Consider the following 15,603-nt stretch of genomic DNA (forward strand, 5'->3'; position numbering starts at 1 on the left):
ATAAACAAGACATCATCATGAGCCAACAACTGCAAACCATCATCGACCAGGCCTGGGAAAACCGCGCCGAGATCAATCCGCGCAACGGCACCGCCGAACTGCGCGATGCCGTCTCCCACGTCATCAATGGCCTGGACAACGGCAGCATCCGCGTGGCGGAAAAAACCACGGGCGACTGGGTTGTCAACCAGTGGGTCAAAAAAGCCGTGCTGCTGTCGTTCCGCCTGGAAGACAACGTCGTCCTGCCATCGGATGGCACGATGCAGTTCTATGACAAGGTGCCGACCAAGTTCGCCAACTACACCGCCGAAGACTTCGCCAAGGGCGGTTTCCGCGTGGTACCGCCAGCCGTCGCCCGCCGCGGCAGCTTCATCGCCAAGAACGTCGTGCTGATGCCGTCCTACGTCAACATCGGCGCCTACGTCGATGAAGGCGCCATGGTCGATACCTGGGCCACCGTCGGCTCCTGCGCCCAGATCGGCAAGAACGTCCACCTGTCCGGCGGCGTCGGCATCGGCGGCGTGCTGGAACCAATGCAAGCGAACCCGACCATCATCGAAGACAACTGCTTCATCGGCGCCCGCTCGGAAATCGTCGAAGGCGTGATCGTCGAAGAAAACTCGGTCATCTCGATGGGCGTGTACATCGGCCAGTCGACCAAGATCTACGACCGCGCCACGGGCGAAGTGACCTACGGCCGCGTGCCAGCCGGTTCCGTCGTGGTCTCGGGCAACCTGCCTTCGGAAGACGGCAAGTACTCGCTGTACTGCGCCGTCATCGTCAAGCGCGTGGATGCAAAAACCCGCGCGAAAACAGGTATCAACGAACTGCTGCGCGGCATCTAATTACTGCGCCGCAAGGCGCACGCCGCACCCTGAATGTCCCGCTTCGGCGGGACATTTTCATTTCTGGCGAGCAACTTCAATCGTCCCGCCCCCGCTTCTCATCCTGTCCTATACTGGATGGCATGAATACTCCTCCCGTATTGATCGTCGGCGCCGGTCCTACCGGCCTCATGCTTGCGCTGCGCCTGACGCGCCATGGCGTAGCTTGCCGCATCATCGATAAAAACAGCGGCCCCGGGCAGGCGTCGCGGGCCATGGCCGTGCATGCGCGCACCCTGGAGTTTTACCAGCAGTTGGGCTTTGCCGACGAGCTGGTCAGCCTGGGCATCAAGATCAATGCCATGCACATCCACGAAGGCGGCGAGGAGCTGGTAAAACTGGCGCTGGGCGAGATCGGCGAAGGCCTGAGCCCCTACCCTTTCGTGCTGAGCCTGCCGCAGGACGAGCATGAGCGCTTCCTGATCAGCAAGCTGGCGGCGGCCGGCGTGCACGTGGAATGGAACGTCACTTTGGACCTGTGGACGCAGGACGATAGCGAAGTGCAAGCCATTCTGCTGAAAGATGGCGAACGCCAATATTGCACGTTTGACTATATCTGCGGCTGCGACGGCGCCCGCAGCAAGGTCCGCGAGATCGCCGGCTTTGAGTTCTCTGGCGGCACCTACGACCATCTGTACTATGTGGCCGATGCGCAAGTGGCCGGCAACAATACGGATTTGCACGCCCACCTGGGCGCGAACTCTTTCGCCCTGATGCTGCCCGTGCGCACCAGCGGCATGCAGCGCCTGATCGGCATCCTGCCCGACCGTCCCGATGGCGCGCCGGCGCCCGTCTTCGACGATGTGCGCGAACAGGTACAAACCTTGCTGGGCATCCAGGTCGAGCATGTGAACTGGTTTTCCACGTATAAAGTGCATCACCGCGTGGCGGCGCAATTCCGCGAACGGCGCTGCTTCATCCTCGGCGACGCGGCCCATTTGCACAGCCCCGTGGGCGGCCAGGGCATGAACACGGGCCTGGGCGACGCCGTCAACCTGGCCTGGAAACTGGCGCAAAAGCTGCACGGCCAGAGCAGCGATGCCCTGCTCGACACCTATGAAAGCGAGCGCATCGTGTTTGCCCGCAAGCTCGTCGCCACCACCGACCGTGCCTTCCAGGCCATCGTCGCGCAAGGAATCGCCGGGCAATTCCTGCGCCGCTGGCTGGTGCCCCACGCGCTGCCCTTCCTCTCGGGCTTCGGGCGGGCGCGCCGTTTGCTGTTCCAGACCGTGTCGCAAATCCAGATCAGCTATGAAGACAGCGCCCTGTCCGCGGGCCATGCGGAATATCTGCGCGGCGGCGACCGCCTGCCGTGGTTCTCGGACGGCACGCAAGACAACTTTACGGCCCTGCGCAGCATGGATTGGCAATTGCACATCTATGGCGAGCCGGCGCCCGAACTGCTGAACGAGGCGCGCGTGCTGAAACTGCCCGTGCATTGCTACACCTATAACGTGGCCGCCAAGCTGGCCGGCCTTGGGCGCGACGCGGCCTACCTGGTGCGCCCCGACGGCCACATCGCGCTGGCCCTGCACCTGCAGGAAAGCGGCGCCCTGCGCGCGCTGGCCTTGCGGCTGGGCCTGCATTTCGGTCCGGCGGAGACAGGCAAGGCGGCGCCACGGCCCGTGTAGGGGAAATCACCAGGCCGTGTTGCACTGCCGCATCGACTGCGCATCGACTGTATAATGGCGGCTACCATCGCATTTTGTCCTGGCGCAAGCGCCGCGATCAAGCGAACCGCATTCATTCCCCTTGGCCCTACCCATGACGACCATTACACTCTACGGTATCCCCAATTGCGATACCGTCAAAAAGGCCCGCACCTGGCTGGCTGCGCAGCAACTCGATTTCACCTTCCACGACTTCAAGAAGCAGGGCCTGGAACGCGCCACCGTCGAGGCATGGCTGCGGCAATTGCCGTGGGATGTGCTGGTCAACAGGAAAGGCACGACCTGGCGCGCCCTGTCCGACGAGCGCAAGGCATCGATCACCGATGCGGCCAGCGCCATGGAACTGATGCTGGAAAACCCGTCCATCATCAAGCGCCCCGTACTGGACAAGGATGGCAAGTTCAGCGTGGCGTTTTCAGATGCACAGTACGCAGCCATTTTTGGGCTGTAATTTTTACTTAGACAGAAGCACCCCGCTCTACACCATGACCACCTCCAAAACCCTCGCCCTGACCGAAAAACTGATCGCCCTGTCCTCGGTCACGCCCGATGACAAGGGCTGCCAGCAGCACCTGATCGACATCCTCACGCCGCTGGGCTTTGTCTGCGAGACGATACAGTCGAACGACGTCACCAATCTGTGGGCACGGCGTGGCACGACGTCCCCCGTGTTCGTCTTTGCCGGCCATACGGACGTGGTGCCGACCGGTCCCGTCGAGCAATGGCGCTCGCTGCCGTTCATTCCCACGCAGCGCGACGGCAAGCTGTACGGCCGTGGCGCGGCCGACATGAAGACCTCGATCGCCGCCATGGTGGTGGCTTGCGAGGAATTCATCGCCGCCACACCCGAGCACACAGGTTCGATCGCCTTCTTGATCACCAGCGACGAGGAAGGCCCGGCCACGGACGGCACCGTCATCGTCTGCGACAAGTTGAAAGAGCGCGGCGAGCAGATCGATTATTGCCTGGTGGGCGAGCCGACGTCGAGCGCGCAGCTGGGCGACATGATCAAGAACGGGCGCCGCGGTTCGCTGTCGGGGCGCTTGACGATCAAGGGCGTGCAAGGCCATATCGCCTACCCGCACCTGGCGCAAAACCCGATCCACGAAGCGGCGCAGGCGCTGGCCGACCTGGTCGAGGAAAAATGGGATGCGGGCAACGAGTACTACCTGCCGACCTCGTGGCAAATGTCGAATATCAACGCCGGCACGGGCGCCAACAACGTGATTCCGGGCGACATGGTGATCGATTTCAATTTCCGCTTTTCCACGGCCAGCACGGCGGAAAGCTTGCAAGCGCGCGTGCATGCCATCCTCGACAGGCATGACTTGCAATACGATATGCAGTGGACCCTGAGCGGCCTGCCCTTCCTCACGCCGCGCGGCACCCTCTCCGATGCGCTGTCGTCCGCGATTCACGCGGAAACGGGCATTATGACGCAGCTGTCGACCACGGGCGGCACCTCGGATGGCCGGTTTATCGCGCAAATCTGCCCCCAAGTGATAGAATTCGGGCCGCCCAATGCAAGTATTCACAAGATCGACGAGCACATCGAACTGCGCCACATCGATCCCCTGAAGAATATTTACCGGCGCACGCTGGAGCATTTGCTGCCCGTCTGAACCAGCACCGAGGCCCGTCACGGCGGGCCAGAACACCGTCTTTTCGAGAATGCCATGACCCCGAACCCGTTTTCCACGCCACGCGACCTGCTGCGCTACGCCGTTACCCGTTTCAACACCGCCAAGCTGTTTTTCGGCCACGGCAGCGCCGAAGCGTTCGACGAAGCGGCCTATCTGATCCTGCACACTTTGAAGTTGCCGCTCGACAAGCTCGAACCGTTCCTCGACGCCAAGCTGCTGCCGTCGGAAATCGCCAGCGTCATGACGGTCATCGACCGCCGCAGCATCGACCGCGTACCGGCAGCCTACATCACCAAGGAAGGCTGGCTGGGCACCTATAACTTCTACGTCGACGAACGCGTGATCGTGCCCCGTTCCTTCATCGCCGAGCTGATCCCTGAATACTTTTCGCCATGGGTGGCGGAACCGGAAGCGGTGGAAAACATCCTGGAACTGTGCACCGGCTCGGGTTGCCTGTCCATCATGATGGCCGACGCCTTCCCCAACGCCAGCGTCGACGCGGTGGACATTTCCGCCGACGCCCTGGCCGTCGCCAAGCGCAACGTCGACACGTATAAATTGCAAGACCGCGTCAAGCTGATCGAATCGGACCTGTACACCAATGTGCCGGCCAAGAAATATGATTTGATCATCAGCAACCCGCCATACGTGAATTCCGCGTCGATGGGCACGCTGCCCCAGGAATACCTGGCCGAACCGCAAATCGCCCTCGACGGCGGCAGCGACGGCATGGACCTGGTGCGCAAGATCATCGCCGGCGCGGCCGAACGCCTGACGGACGACGGCATCCTGATGATTGAAATCGGCAACGAACGCGCCTACGCGGAAGCGGCCTTCGGCGAGCTGGGCCTGACCTGGCTGACAACCAGCGCCGGCGACGACATGGTATTCCTGCTGACGGCCGAACAGCTCAAGCTGGTGTGATCGACTTGGTAGGTCGGATTAGCGTAGCGTAATCCGACAAATGTGCATGCTGCCCGTCGGATTACGCCCTTCGGGCTAATCCGACCTACCTGAATTTTACGGCGCGGGTTCATTCCCAGCCTTTACAAAGAAAAAAATGATACGTTTCCTACAAGTAAGCCTGATGCGCGGCATCAAACCGTTGCTCGAACAAGTCGATGTCACGCTCAATCCGGGCGACAAGATCGGCCTGATCGGCGCCAATGGCGCGGGCAAATCGAGCCTGTTCGCCATGATGCGTGGCGAATTGCACCCTGACCAGGGCGAGATCGATTTCCCGGCCAAATGGCGCGTGGCTTACGTGGCGCAGGAAACGCCGCCGCTGGACCGTGCCGCGCTCGACTACGCGATCGATGGCGACATCACCCTGCGCAAACTGGAAGCGGAGCTGGCGCATCTCGAGTCGCAACCGGAAAGCACGGAAAACGGCATCGCCATCGGCAACATGTACAGCGCGCTGGCCGATGCAGACGCCTACACGGTGCAGTCGCGCGGCGAACAGTTGCTGCTGGGTCTGGGCTTCACGCTGGACCAGATGCAGCAACCGGTGGCGAGTTTTTCCGGCGGCTGGCGCATGCGCTTGAACCTGGCGCAAGCGCTGATGTGCCCGTCCGACCTGCTGCTGCTCGATGAACCGACCAATCACCTGGATCTGGACGCCATCATCTGGCTGGAAGACTGGCTCAAGCGCTATGCCGGCACCTTGCTGATCATTTCGCATGACCGCGACTTCCTCGATGAAGTGGTCAACGTGGTCGTGCATATCGACGAACGCAAGCTGAAACGCTACTCGGGCAACTATTCGAGCTTCGAGCGCCAGCGTGCGGCGCAGATGATCCTGGCCGCCGGCGCGCTGGAAAAGCAGCAGCGCAAGCGTGCCCACCTGGAATCGTTCGTGAACCGCTTCAAGGCGCAAGCCTCGAAGGCGCGCCAGGCGCAAAGCCGCATGAAGGCGCTGGCGAAGATGGAAGAGCTGGCGCCATTGCGCGCCGCCGCCGAATTCTCGTTCGAATTCCGCGAGCCACTCTCCGCGCCGAACCCGCTGATGGTGATGGAAGACGTCGACGCGGGCTACAAGATCGAAAACGAAGCGACGGGCGAAATCACGCATAAAACCATCGTCAACGGCATCAAGTTTTCGCTGCAGATCGGCCAGCGTATCGGCTTGCTGGGCCAGAACGGCGCCGGCAAGTCGACCCTGATCAAGACCATCGCCGGCGAACTGATGCCGCTGACGGGCGACGCCACCATGGGCAAGGGCCTCAACATCGGCTACTTCGCCCAGCACCAGGTGGAAATGCTGCGCCACGACGAATCGCCGCTGTGGCATCTGTCGAAGATCGCCCCTACCGTGCGCGAGCAGGAACTGCGCAACTTCCTGGGCGGCTTCAACTTCCCCGGCAACATGGTCACCGCCTCGATCGCCCCATTCTCGGGCGGCGAAAAAGCCCGTTTGGCGCTGGCCCTGATCGTCTGGCAACGTCCGAACCTGCTGCTGCTCGATGAACCGACCAACCACTTGGATCTGGAAACGCGCGAAGCGCTGACGGAAGCGCTGGCGCAGTTCGAAGGCACCCTGGTCGTCGTTTCCCATGATCGCCATTTGCTGCGCGCCACCACCGACGAATTCATCATCGTGGCCGACGGCAAGCTGCAACCGTTCGACGGCGACCTGGACGATTACAAGGATTGGCTGTTCAAGACTAAGCTGGGCAAGGGCACGGACGTGCTGCCGGCCGCCGGCAAGGCCAACAAGACGGACTTCCCAGTCGTCTCACCGGTAGCTGTAGCCGCCGCCCCTGCCGCGCCCGTGCGCGACAAGCGCCAGGAAGCGGAAGACCGCCAGAAGGCCGCCGCCCTGCGCAAGCCGATCGAAAACAAGATCAAGCGCCAGGAAGAGCAGATTGCCAAGCGCAACGCGCAAAAGGCGGAAACGGAAGCCAAGCTGGGCGAGCCGACCATCTACGACGCCGCCAACAAGGCCAAGCTGAAGCAACTGCTGGCCGATCAGACCTTCTTCACCAAGGACCTGGCGCAGCTGGAAGCGGAATGGCTCGATCTGCAGGATCAGTTAGAGAAACTCGGCTAACGCACAACACAAAGACGACCTCCGGGTCGTCTTTTTTTTCAGGCCGCCTGCATGGGGCCGGGGCTGCGGATGGCCATCAGGCGGTCGATGTCGACGAGGATCAATCTGCGTCCCGCCAGCGTACCCAGGCCCAGCAGATAATCGGCTTCCGCCGCGCCCAGGCCGGGCACGGCGGCGATGTCGCTGGCGGCCAGGCTGACGATGTCTGTGACGCCATCGACCACCATGCCCATCACGCCATTGCTCAGCTGCAAGATGATCACGTCAGTGGACGGGTCGGGCGTACCCTGGGCGCTGCCGAACGCGGCGCGCATGTCGACGATGGGGATGATCACGCCGCGCGAGACGGCCACGCTGCGCAGCACCTCCCCTTCCGAGGAAAAGCGGTCGAGTTCCTTCAGCGGGCGCAATTCCCGCACGCAGCGGTAGTCGAGGCCGTATTCCAGGCCGCCCAGCCGGAAGCTCAAGTATTGGGCCGTTGCGGCGCCAGGCGTGGTCGTCGGCTGCATGGTGTTCCTTTCATCCGGTAAGCGCTGCCAGGATGCGCAGTGGCGCAACGTTAGCCCCATGCTAACCAGCATCGCCGCACCCGGCGTTGAGAAACATCAACTTTCCCGGAAGACATCATCGACTGGCCGCTCCGGCCTTGCGCCGGCGCAGCCATCTTCCCTTACAATACCCCCATCGTTTCCCCACAGGCAGGCCATGCAACACCTCGTCAATCCCGCTGAAGTTGAATTTTCCGCCATCCGCGCTCAGGGGCCGGGCGGGCAGAACGTCAACAAGGTGTCCAGCGCCATCCATTTGCGCTTCCCCATCGCCGCCTCGTCGCTGCCGGAAGCGTACAAGGAGCGGCTGCTGGCCCTGCGCGACAGCCGCATCAGCAAGGATGGCGTGCTGGTGCTCAAGGCGCAGCAGTCGCGCAGCCAGGAGCAGAACAAGGAAGAAGCCTTGCGGCGCTTGCAGGAAATCATCGACAGCGTCACCTTCCTGCCCGCCGTGCGCCGCGCCACCAAGCCCACGCGCAGCTCGCAGCGGCGCCGCCTCGACAGCAAAAGCACGCACAGCGTGCTGAAACAGTCGCGCGGCAAGGTGATCGACTGATTACGGCGGCGGCTGGTAAGTCCAGTCCAGGCTGCCTGTGCTGTCCGCAAACACGCTCTGCGTGGCCGGCGTGGCGCTGCGCAACAGCGCCTTGATCTCCTTCGGCGGCCGGTCGTAGACCTTGGCCGGCCCAGGCGGCACGACCATGGCGCGCACGACCGTTTCACCGTCGACCAGTCCCAGGCTGCAGCGCGACTGGCCGGCCGTCGCTTGCCGCTGCTGGCGCACTTGCGCCACCAGGGCCAGCATTTGCCCGTGCAGGATTTCCGACTGTTTCACTTCCACGCGCAGGCGCGCCACTTCCTTCAATACGGGAGCGATGCGCGCCGCCAGCTTGTCGTACTGCAATTGCTGCGCCGGCTGCAGCTGCAGCTCGCCGCGCCGCAGCTGGCCCGCCAGCGTCAGGTAGTTGCGCACCTCGGGCAAATGCGCGATGGCATCGATTTCCTGCTGGCGCTTATGCTGCAACTGCTGATAGTGCGCGGCCTTCGCCAGGCTTTCCGCGATCTGTTGGTCCAGGGCGCTCAAATCGGGCACCAGCGGGAACAGCAGCATCTCCACCTGCTTGCGCGGACCGGCGCTGCCGATGCGGATGGTGCGTGCCGCCACGGCGCAGCCTTCGGCCAGCTCGATGACGACCTCGTCGGCGATGATCTCGCAATTGCTGGCATGCTCGATCACCACGCGCGTGCCGGCGATGACGCAGCTTTCCGCCCGCTTCACGTGGACTTCGCCGCTCAGCGCCTGCAGCACGGAACCGGAAGCGACGCCCTCGACGCGCACGTCGCCGTGCTCGTTGAAGGCCGTGCCGCCCACCAGATTGCGCTGGAGCCATATCAGCCCGCCATGCGAGTGCAGGTGGCCGTACACGTCGCCATGGATGGTGATGTCGCTGCCGTCGAGCTGGCGCTGCTCCTGCACTTCGCCATATTCCTCGTACGCGGCGCGCAGCTTCAAGTTGCCCGTGGTACGGCTGCTGACGCCTTCGCGGCTGACGATCTTGTTTTCGATGGAGAGCTTGCCGAGCGCATCGACATTCACATAGCCATCCTGGGTGGCCACCACGTAATCGCCATCGCTGAAGCGTTCGACCGCCGTGCCCGCCCCTGCCACCGCCGCCGGGTCCAGCTCCAGCGGCGCGGGCGGCGGCAGCAGCGTACCGTCCAGGTCGTAGCCGGGCAAGCCGGGCGCACCGGGCAGCAGCCGCAGCAGGCGCGCGTGTTTTTTCACTTGCGGAAAACGGTTCTTGAAACTGAGCAAATCCAGGCGGCCATCGGAGCGTTCGCGCGGCGCATCGTCGCGGTGGATGCCTTGCGACACTTCGACCAGCTGCGCGTCGCGGCCCGGCTGCGGCGGCAGCGCGCGCGCCACGGTAATGCGCTCGGCCTTGCCGCTGCCGAGAATGGCGCGCACGGCCGCGCCATCGATGCCATAGCGCACGCCCTTGCACCACAGGTCAGCCACCAGCTCGTCAAACTCGCGGCGCGCCGGCACCTGGCCATCCGCGTCAGGCGACAGCGCTTCAAAGTAGAACTCGGCGCTGTCGCCGCGGATCTTGATTTGTTTATACAGTGCGCGGCGCTGGGCCGGGAATGGCGCCACGCGGGCGGCAATGCGCAGCAAGGCATCGCTCTTGGGCGCGGCGCGGGGCGCGGGGGCATGGAACAGGGTCAGCAGGAATAAAGCGTAGTCGAGACCGGCCAGCAGTTGCCCCGACTGGAACAGCTGGTCGACGGCGGCGCGCAACTGCGCTGGCGCCAGCGACAGGTCGAGACACACGCCCTCGTCGCGCTGGACCAGGCCGCGCGGCAAGGCGCCTGCGGGGACCGCCTCAGGAACGGGTGTGTCGTCGTCGCTCACGCCTTGTCTCCCCCAGCAACACATTCAGAGAATTGCCTCAATGCACTAGAACAATATCACGGGGCGTGGCGGTGTGCCTGACTCGGCAAAAATGTGCTTGCCAGATGCCAACAGGGCCATGTCTTGCGAGATGGCCCTGTGGGATGGGGTGCGCGATGTCTAAATAATTAGCGGCGCGGCGGGTTGGAGTAAATATCTTGCCCTACTTCGTTGATCTGGCGGCGCAGGTCGCGCCGCTCGTCGGGCGTCATGCGGCCCGTGCGGCGCGAGGCGTCGGCGCCTTCGCTGGCGCGGCGCTGCTCTTCGGCGCGCGTGTCGAAACTGCGTGCGTCACGCTGTTCGCGCAGTCGCGTATCATTGCTACTGGTGCGCTGTACCTGTTCATAGCGCTGGGCCTGTACTTGCGGCTGGTCGTCACGGCGTGGCGGCGGCTGGTTTTGTGCCAGCGCCAGGCTGGCGGCAAACACGGAGCAAACGGCAAATGCGGACAGCACAGTCGTACGTGCAGCAATAGCTGCGCTGGGAGCGGTGTGAATTTTTTTAGTAAAGATATTCATTGAGTTCCTCTTCCGCGATGCCGTATAAACTTAAAGCTGATTTCCACTGTGGCCCCAGTGTATGATGCTTTACACGGTGCAGTAAGAGTAATTGGGTAAAGTTTGTAACACTTTGTAATGGGTCGCCCTACCCCCTTGCCGACGCCACGCGAGGCGTTACTATAGCAACTAATATAAGATAACACGACACCTTAAATGACCACAACCTCCACTTCCGGCAGCAACACGCCTACGCAATCGATCCACGGCCACCAGGCGAAAATCATGGTGGTCGATGACGATGTGCGCCTGCGCGACCTGCTGCGCCGCTACCTGACCGAACAGGGTTTCAATGTCTTCACGGCAGAGAGCGCGACGGCCATGAACAAGCTGTGGCTGCGCGAACGCTACGACTTGCTGGTGCTCGATTTGATGCTGCCCGGCGAAGACGGCCTGTCGATCTGCCGCCGCCTGCGCGGCGCGGGTGACCAGACGCCGATCATCATGCTGACGGCCAAGGGCGAAGATGTGGACCGTATCGTGGGCCTGGAAATGGGCGCCGACGACTACCTGCCGAAACCGTTCAACCCGCGCGAACTGGTGGCCCGCATCGGCGCCGTGCTGCGCCGCAAGGGTCCCGATGAAATCCCGGGCGCACCGTCGGAAACACCGCAAACCTTCGAATTCGGCGACTTCGTGCTGGACCTGGGCACGCGCACATTGAAAAAGAGTGGCGAAACGGTGCCGCTGACCACCGGCGAGTTTTCTGTGCTGAAAGTGTTTGCCCGCCATGCGCGCCAGCCGCTGTCGCGTGAAAAACTGATGGAACTGGCGCGTGGACGCGAATACGAAGTGTTCGACCGCAGCCTGGACGTGCAAATCTCGCGCCTGCGCAAACTGATCGAACCCGATCCGTCGAGCCCGCTGTTCATCCAGACCGTGTGGGGCCTCGGTTACGTCTTCATCCCGGACGGACAGCCGCGCTGATCGCAGGCGAGGCATGATGAAGCTTGTTCCCGATATCAGCCTGGCGCGGCTGAAAAGCGGCCTGTTCTGGCGCACCTTTTTGCTGCTCGGCACCTTGACCACGGTCAGCATGATCACCTGGATCGGCATGATTTCCGTCATCCAGCGTGAGCCGCAGGCGCAGCAGATTTCCGCCCAGATCATTTCCGTCGTTACCATCACGCATGCGGCACTGACGCACTCGGCGCCCGAGCTGCGGCGCGAGCTGCTGTTCGACCTCGTCAGCAATGAAGGCATCCGCATCTTCTCGCTGGAAGAGGACGACCGCATCGAGCCGCCGCCCGACAATTACCTGATGCCCGAGATCGAGGCACAGGTGAAAGCCAAGCTGGGCAAGGACACGCGCTTTTCCGCGCGCGTCAACGGCGTGGCCGGTTTCTGGGTCAGCTTCAAGATCGACGACGACGAGTACTGGCTGATGCTGGACCGCGAGCGCCTGCGCGGCCTGACGGGCTTCCAGTGGCTGGGCTGGGCCAGCCTGGTGTCCCTGCTGTCCCTGCTGGGCGCGGCCATCATTTCCAGCCTGATCAATCTGCCGCTGTCGCGCTTGACGGCGGCCGCGCGCGACATCGCCAAGGGCAAGCAGCCGGCGCCGCTGCCGGAAAAAGGCCCGATCGAAATCCTCGAGGCGAACCGCAGCTTCAACCAGATGGTCGATGACTTGAAACAGGTGGAATCGGACCGCGCCGTGATTTTGGCCGGCATCTCGCACGACTTGCGCACGCCGCTGGCGCGCATGCAGCTGGAAGTGGAAATGGCCAACCTGTCGGACGAGGCACGCGAAGGCATCCAGTCCGATATCGGGCAAATGGACGCCATCATCGGCCAGTTCCTCGACTATGCCAAGCCGACGGAAACGTCGAGCTTTACGGACGTGGACCTGAGCGGCTTGCTGCTCGACATGACGCGCGAAGCGATGCGCCTGCCGGACGTGAAGATCAACGCCAGCATCGCCGAAGGCGCGCATGCGATGGGCAACCCCACCGACTTGCGCCGCGTGCTGAACAACCTGATCGAGAATGCGCGCCGCTATGGCAAGACGCCGGGCAGCGACGTCACGGAAATCGATATCGCCTGCCATCTGCGCACCAGCCACGGCGCGAAAAAGGTGATTATCGAGGTGCAAGACCACGGCACAGGCGTGCCGGCGGAAAAGATCGAGCAACTGATGAAACCGTTCACCCGCCTCGACACGGCGCGCGGGCAAGCCAACGGTGCGGGCCTGGGCCTGGCCATCGTCGACCGCGTGCTGCTGCGCCATGGCGCCGAATTGCAGGTACGCAACCGCGAAGGCGGCGGCCTGGCGTTTCAGATCAGCTTGCCAGCGGCGTAAACCGACACCACCAGCGGCCTTGGCCAACAATGTTGTCGGATTACGCGAGGCAAGGCCTCGCTAATCCGACCTACGCTGCCCCACAACGGTCAAACCGACGCCGCTTCCTGCGCCAGCAATTTATCCATCAACAATTCCGTCGCCCCGTAGCCGTAGAGGGAATCGCTTTCCATGCCCGGCGTATCGAAGGGGATCGATTCCTCACGGTTCAGCTTGGCAGGGTCGGCATCCGCATAGCTGGCGCGCCAGGCGCGTTGCAAGGACTCATTGCGGCGGATAAAGGCCGGCATGGGCCAGGCATTGCGCTCCCAGTGGAGGCTGTCGCCCAGCAGGGGCCAGCGTTCGTTGAGCAGGGCCATGTCGCCCGTGCGCAGGCGGCGCACGGCCTGTTCTGGCCGCAAGCCTTCCAGCTCTTCCAGCGCAGGCAGGCTGTCGCGCTTCGGCCCGAACATATACGCCAGCATGATGCGCCCGGCAGGCGCCCGGCGCGCCACCACGCCGGCGGCATAGCCGCCGCCCGGCAAGGGCACAGCAAACCAGCTGCCTTCCCGGTATGGTAATGATTTCATTTCTGCAAACTCCCCCAAAATCGTGTTCGGGGCACAGTCTACGCGAAGCAAGGGCTATGTGGCGCATGGTACGCCACAGCAACAGACCAATAGTTACACTATTTTCTCGTCATAGTGATACTGAGCAACAATCGGCCCCGCCTTGAACAGCGCTTCCTTCATGGCCGTATCCAGGCGCGCGTCGCGGCGGCGCATCCATTCGAGCAGCATGGCCGCTTCCTTGCGGCTGGTGTCGCCCGCATGCGCGAGCACGCGGCGCAATTCCGGGTCCGTGCACGCCTCGAAACGCTGGCTGTTCAAGTCCAGCGCGTGCAGCGCGGCGATGGTGGCGCCGATGGCGCGGTGCATGTCGAGTGCCGTGGCCGGCAAGCCCGATTCTTCCAGTGGGACGGTGGTCATGCGCATTCCTTTTCGCGTGGTGGAGACATCGGCTGCATTCTCCACCGCGCGGGCGAAAAGCTCAAGCGTCCACGACACGTTTCCACCCGTTCGGCCATAATCATGACTCAGCAACAGCCTAAACCTCAGCGGCAGGAGCCCCATGTTCAATTTCGACTTTTACAATCCGACGCAAATCCTCTTCGGCCAGGGCCAGATCGCCGCCATCGCCGGCCTGATCCCGCCGCAGGCGCGGGTCCTGATGACCTACGGCGGCGGCAGCATCAAGCGCAACGGCGTCTACGATGAAGTCAGGGCGGCGCTGGCTGGCCACACGGTGCTGGAATTTGCCGGTATCGAACCCAATCCCAGCTATGAAACCCTGATGCAGGCCGTGGCCCTCGTGAAAAGCGAGCGCATCGATTTCCTGCTGGCCGTCGGCGGCGGCTCCGTGGTCGATGGCACGAAATTCATCGCCGCCGCCGCCCTGCATGAGGGCGAGGCGTGGGACATCCTGGCGAAAGGCGGCAAGATCGTCGAGGCCGCCCTGCCCTTCGGCACGGTGCTCACCTTGCCGGCCACCGGTTCCGAGATGAATGGCTCGGCCGTGATCACGCGCAAGGCCACGCAGGAAAAGCGCTCGTTCATGAGTCGCAAGGTGTATCCGAAATTTTCCGTGCTGGACCCGTCGAAAACGTTCACCTTGCCGCTGCGCCAGGTAGGCAATGGCGTCGTCGATGCGTTTGCGCATGTCATGGAACAGTATCTGACCACCCCCGTGAATGCATCGGTGCAGGACCGCTTCGCCGAAGGCATTTTATTGACCCTGATCGAGGAAGGCCCGAAAGCCCTGTCGCACCCGGACGACTACGACGTGCGCGCCAACGTGATGTGGAGCGCCACCCTGGCCTTGAACGGCCTGATCGGCGTGGGCGTGCCGCAAGACTGGTCCACGCACGCCATCGGCCACGAATTGACAGCCCTGTACGAGCTCGATCATGCGCAAACCCTGGCCATCATCCTGCCCAGCATGCTGCGCGTGCGCAAGCAGGCCAAGCGCGCCAAGCTGCTGCAATACGCGGCCCGCGTCTGGGGCCTCGACGGCGGCGACGAGGATGGCCGCATCGAGGCAGCCATCGCACGCACGGAATTCTTCTTCCGCCACATGGGCGTCAAGACGCGCCTGGCCGACTACGGACTGAACCATGCCAGCGTGGACGCCGTCGTCGCCGCCCTGGAAGCGCACGGCATGACGGCGCTGGGCGAACAGCGCGAAGTGACGCCCGCCGTCAGCCGCAAGGTGCTCGAACTCAGTTTGTAGATTCGCACCACACTGTTGTAAAACGGTCAGCCAGCGGGACAGCTGGCCGTGCTTCATGCTAAGCTGTCATTTCGCTAGGGGTCCTGGAGCAGTCATCCGGGTGAGAGATACCCTTCGTACCTGATCTGGATAATGCCAGCGAAGGAAAGCGCAAAGTACCTCCCTCCTTTGATAGCTCCTGCGTTGGCGCCAGCCGAACAAGCAGCCTGCCGTGCTCCCTCCCGAGA

At 63.0% G+C, this 15,603-nt stretch carries 15 protein-coding genes and 1 riboswitch; of the genes, 10 read left to right on the plus strand and 5 right to left on the minus strand.

Features of this window, described 5'->3' with window-relative positions; genetic code table 11:
• Positions 1–17: 17 nt before the first annotated feature.
• The 6 genes from dapD to FJQ89_RS10185 all read left to right on the plus strand — a co-directional run bounded on the left by dapD (position 18) and on the right by FJQ89_RS10185 (position 7,249).
• On the plus strand, positions 18–845 hold the full coding sequence (gene dapD, locus FJQ89_RS10160) for a 2,3,4,5-tetrahydropyridine-2,6-dicarboxylate N-succinyltransferase (protein ID WP_086145961.1): 828 nt from the start codon (positions 18–20) through the stop codon (positions 843–845).
• 122 nt (positions 846–967) lie between these two features.
• A complete protein-coding gene (locus FJQ89_RS10165) occupies positions 968–2,515 on the plus strand; it encodes an FAD-dependent monooxygenase (protein WP_141170096.1) in 1,548 nt (515 codons plus the stop codon).
• 133 nt (positions 2,516–2,648) lie between these two features.
• A complete protein-coding gene (locus FJQ89_RS10170) occupies positions 2,649–3,005 on the plus strand; it encodes an ArsC family reductase (RefSeq protein ID WP_141170097.1) in 357 nt (118 codons plus the stop codon).
• Positions 3,006–3,039: 34 nt separating this feature from the next.
• Positions 3,040–4,176, plus strand: coding sequence for a succinyl-diaminopimelate desuccinylase (gene dapE / locus FJQ89_RS10175; RefSeq protein WP_141170098.1), 1,137 nt, complete (start codon positions 3,040–3,042; stop codon positions 4,174–4,176).
• 54 nt (positions 4,177–4,230) lie between these two features.
• Entirely contained in the window at positions 4,231–5,121 is an 891-nt protein-coding gene (gene prmB, locus FJQ89_RS10180) for a 50S ribosomal protein L3 N(5)-glutamine methyltransferase (RefSeq protein WP_141170099.1), read from the plus strand.
• A gap of 136 nt (positions 5,122–5,257) precedes the next feature.
• Positions 5,258–7,249: an ATP-binding cassette domain-containing protein gene (locus FJQ89_RS10185; RefSeq protein ID WP_141170100.1), complete on the plus strand. Its 1,992-nt coding sequence runs from the start codon at positions 5,258–5,260 to the stop codon at positions 7,247–7,249.
• 38 nt (positions 7,250–7,287) lie between these two features.
• On the opposite strand, the gene FJQ89_RS10190 is transcribed toward FJQ89_RS10185, so the two are convergent.
• The gene (locus FJQ89_RS10190; RefSeq protein WP_141170101.1) at positions 7,288–7,758 is read right to left on the minus strand and encodes a chemotaxis protein CheW; all 471 of its coding nucleotides are present in this window, start codon (positions 7,756–7,758) and stop codon (positions 7,288–7,290) included.
• A 196-nt stretch (positions 7,759–7,954) separates the two neighbouring features.
• On the opposite strand from FJQ89_RS10190, the gene arfB reads away from it, so the two are divergent.
• Entirely contained in the window at positions 7,955–8,353 is a 399-nt protein-coding gene (gene arfB / locus FJQ89_RS10195; RefSeq protein WP_034779396.1) for an alternative ribosome rescue aminoacyl-tRNA hydrolase ArfB, read from the plus strand.
• Here arfB and FJQ89_RS10200 read toward each other — a convergent pair whose 3' ends face one another.
• Both FJQ89_RS10200 and FJQ89_RS10205 read right to left on the minus strand, forming a co-directional pair.
• On the minus strand, positions 8,354–10,213 hold the full coding sequence (locus tag FJQ89_RS10200) for a flagellar assembly protein A (RefSeq protein ID WP_168208434.1): 1,860 nt from the start codon (positions 10,211–10,213) through the stop codon (positions 8,354–8,356). It lies immediately after the preceding gene.
• A 167-nt stretch (positions 10,214–10,380) separates the two neighbouring features.
• Positions 10,381–10,770 carry a hypothetical protein gene (locus FJQ89_RS10205; protein WP_141170103.1) on the minus strand — a complete coding sequence of 130 codons (390 nt, stop codon included), beginning with the start codon at positions 10,768–10,770 and terminating at the stop codon, positions 10,381–10,383.
• 264 nt (positions 10,771–11,034) lie between these two features.
• Between FJQ89_RS10205 and ompR the strand changes: the two genes are divergently transcribed.
• Entirely contained in the window at positions 11,035–11,736 is a 702-nt protein-coding gene (ompR, locus tag FJQ89_RS10210; RefSeq protein WP_232730910.1) for an osmolarity response regulator transcription factor OmpR, read from the plus strand.
• Positions 11,737–11,749: 13 nt separating this feature from the next.
• Positions 11,750–13,108, plus strand: coding sequence for a sensor histidine kinase (locus tag FJQ89_RS10215; protein ID WP_141170104.1), 1,359 nt, complete (start codon positions 11,750–11,752; stop codon positions 13,106–13,108).
• 89 nt (positions 13,109–13,197) lie between these two features.
• Here the strand turns inward: FJQ89_RS10215 and FJQ89_RS10220 are convergent, their stop codons facing one another.
• Both FJQ89_RS10220 and FJQ89_RS10225 read right to left on the minus strand, forming a co-directional pair.
• Positions 13,198–13,677 (minus strand): Imm26 family immunity protein, encoded by a 480-nt coding sequence (locus FJQ89_RS10220; RefSeq protein ID WP_141170105.1) that lies wholly within the window; start codon positions 13,675–13,677, stop codon positions 13,198–13,200.
• A 93-nt stretch (positions 13,678–13,770) separates the two neighbouring features.
• A complete protein-coding gene (locus FJQ89_RS10225) occupies positions 13,771–14,076 on the minus strand; it encodes a ferritin family protein (RefSeq protein ID WP_243136503.1) in 306 nt (101 codons plus the stop codon).
• Positions 14,077–14,218: 142 nt separating this feature from the next.
• On the opposite strand from FJQ89_RS10225, the gene FJQ89_RS10230 reads away from it, so the two are divergent.
• Entirely contained in the window at positions 14,219–15,376 is a 1,158-nt protein-coding gene (locus FJQ89_RS10230) for an iron-containing alcohol dehydrogenase (RefSeq protein ID WP_096236574.1), read from the plus strand.
• Between the two features lie 66 nt (positions 15,377–15,442).
• Positions 15,443–15,540, plus strand: a riboswitch (TPP riboswitch).
• Positions 15,541–15,603 lie beyond the last annotated feature (63 nt).

The organism is Janthinobacterium tructae (assembly GCF_006517255.1).
GTDB classification, from domain to species: domain Bacteria; phylum Pseudomonadota; class Gammaproteobacteria; order Burkholderiales; family Burkholderiaceae_D; genus Janthinobacterium; species Janthinobacterium tructae.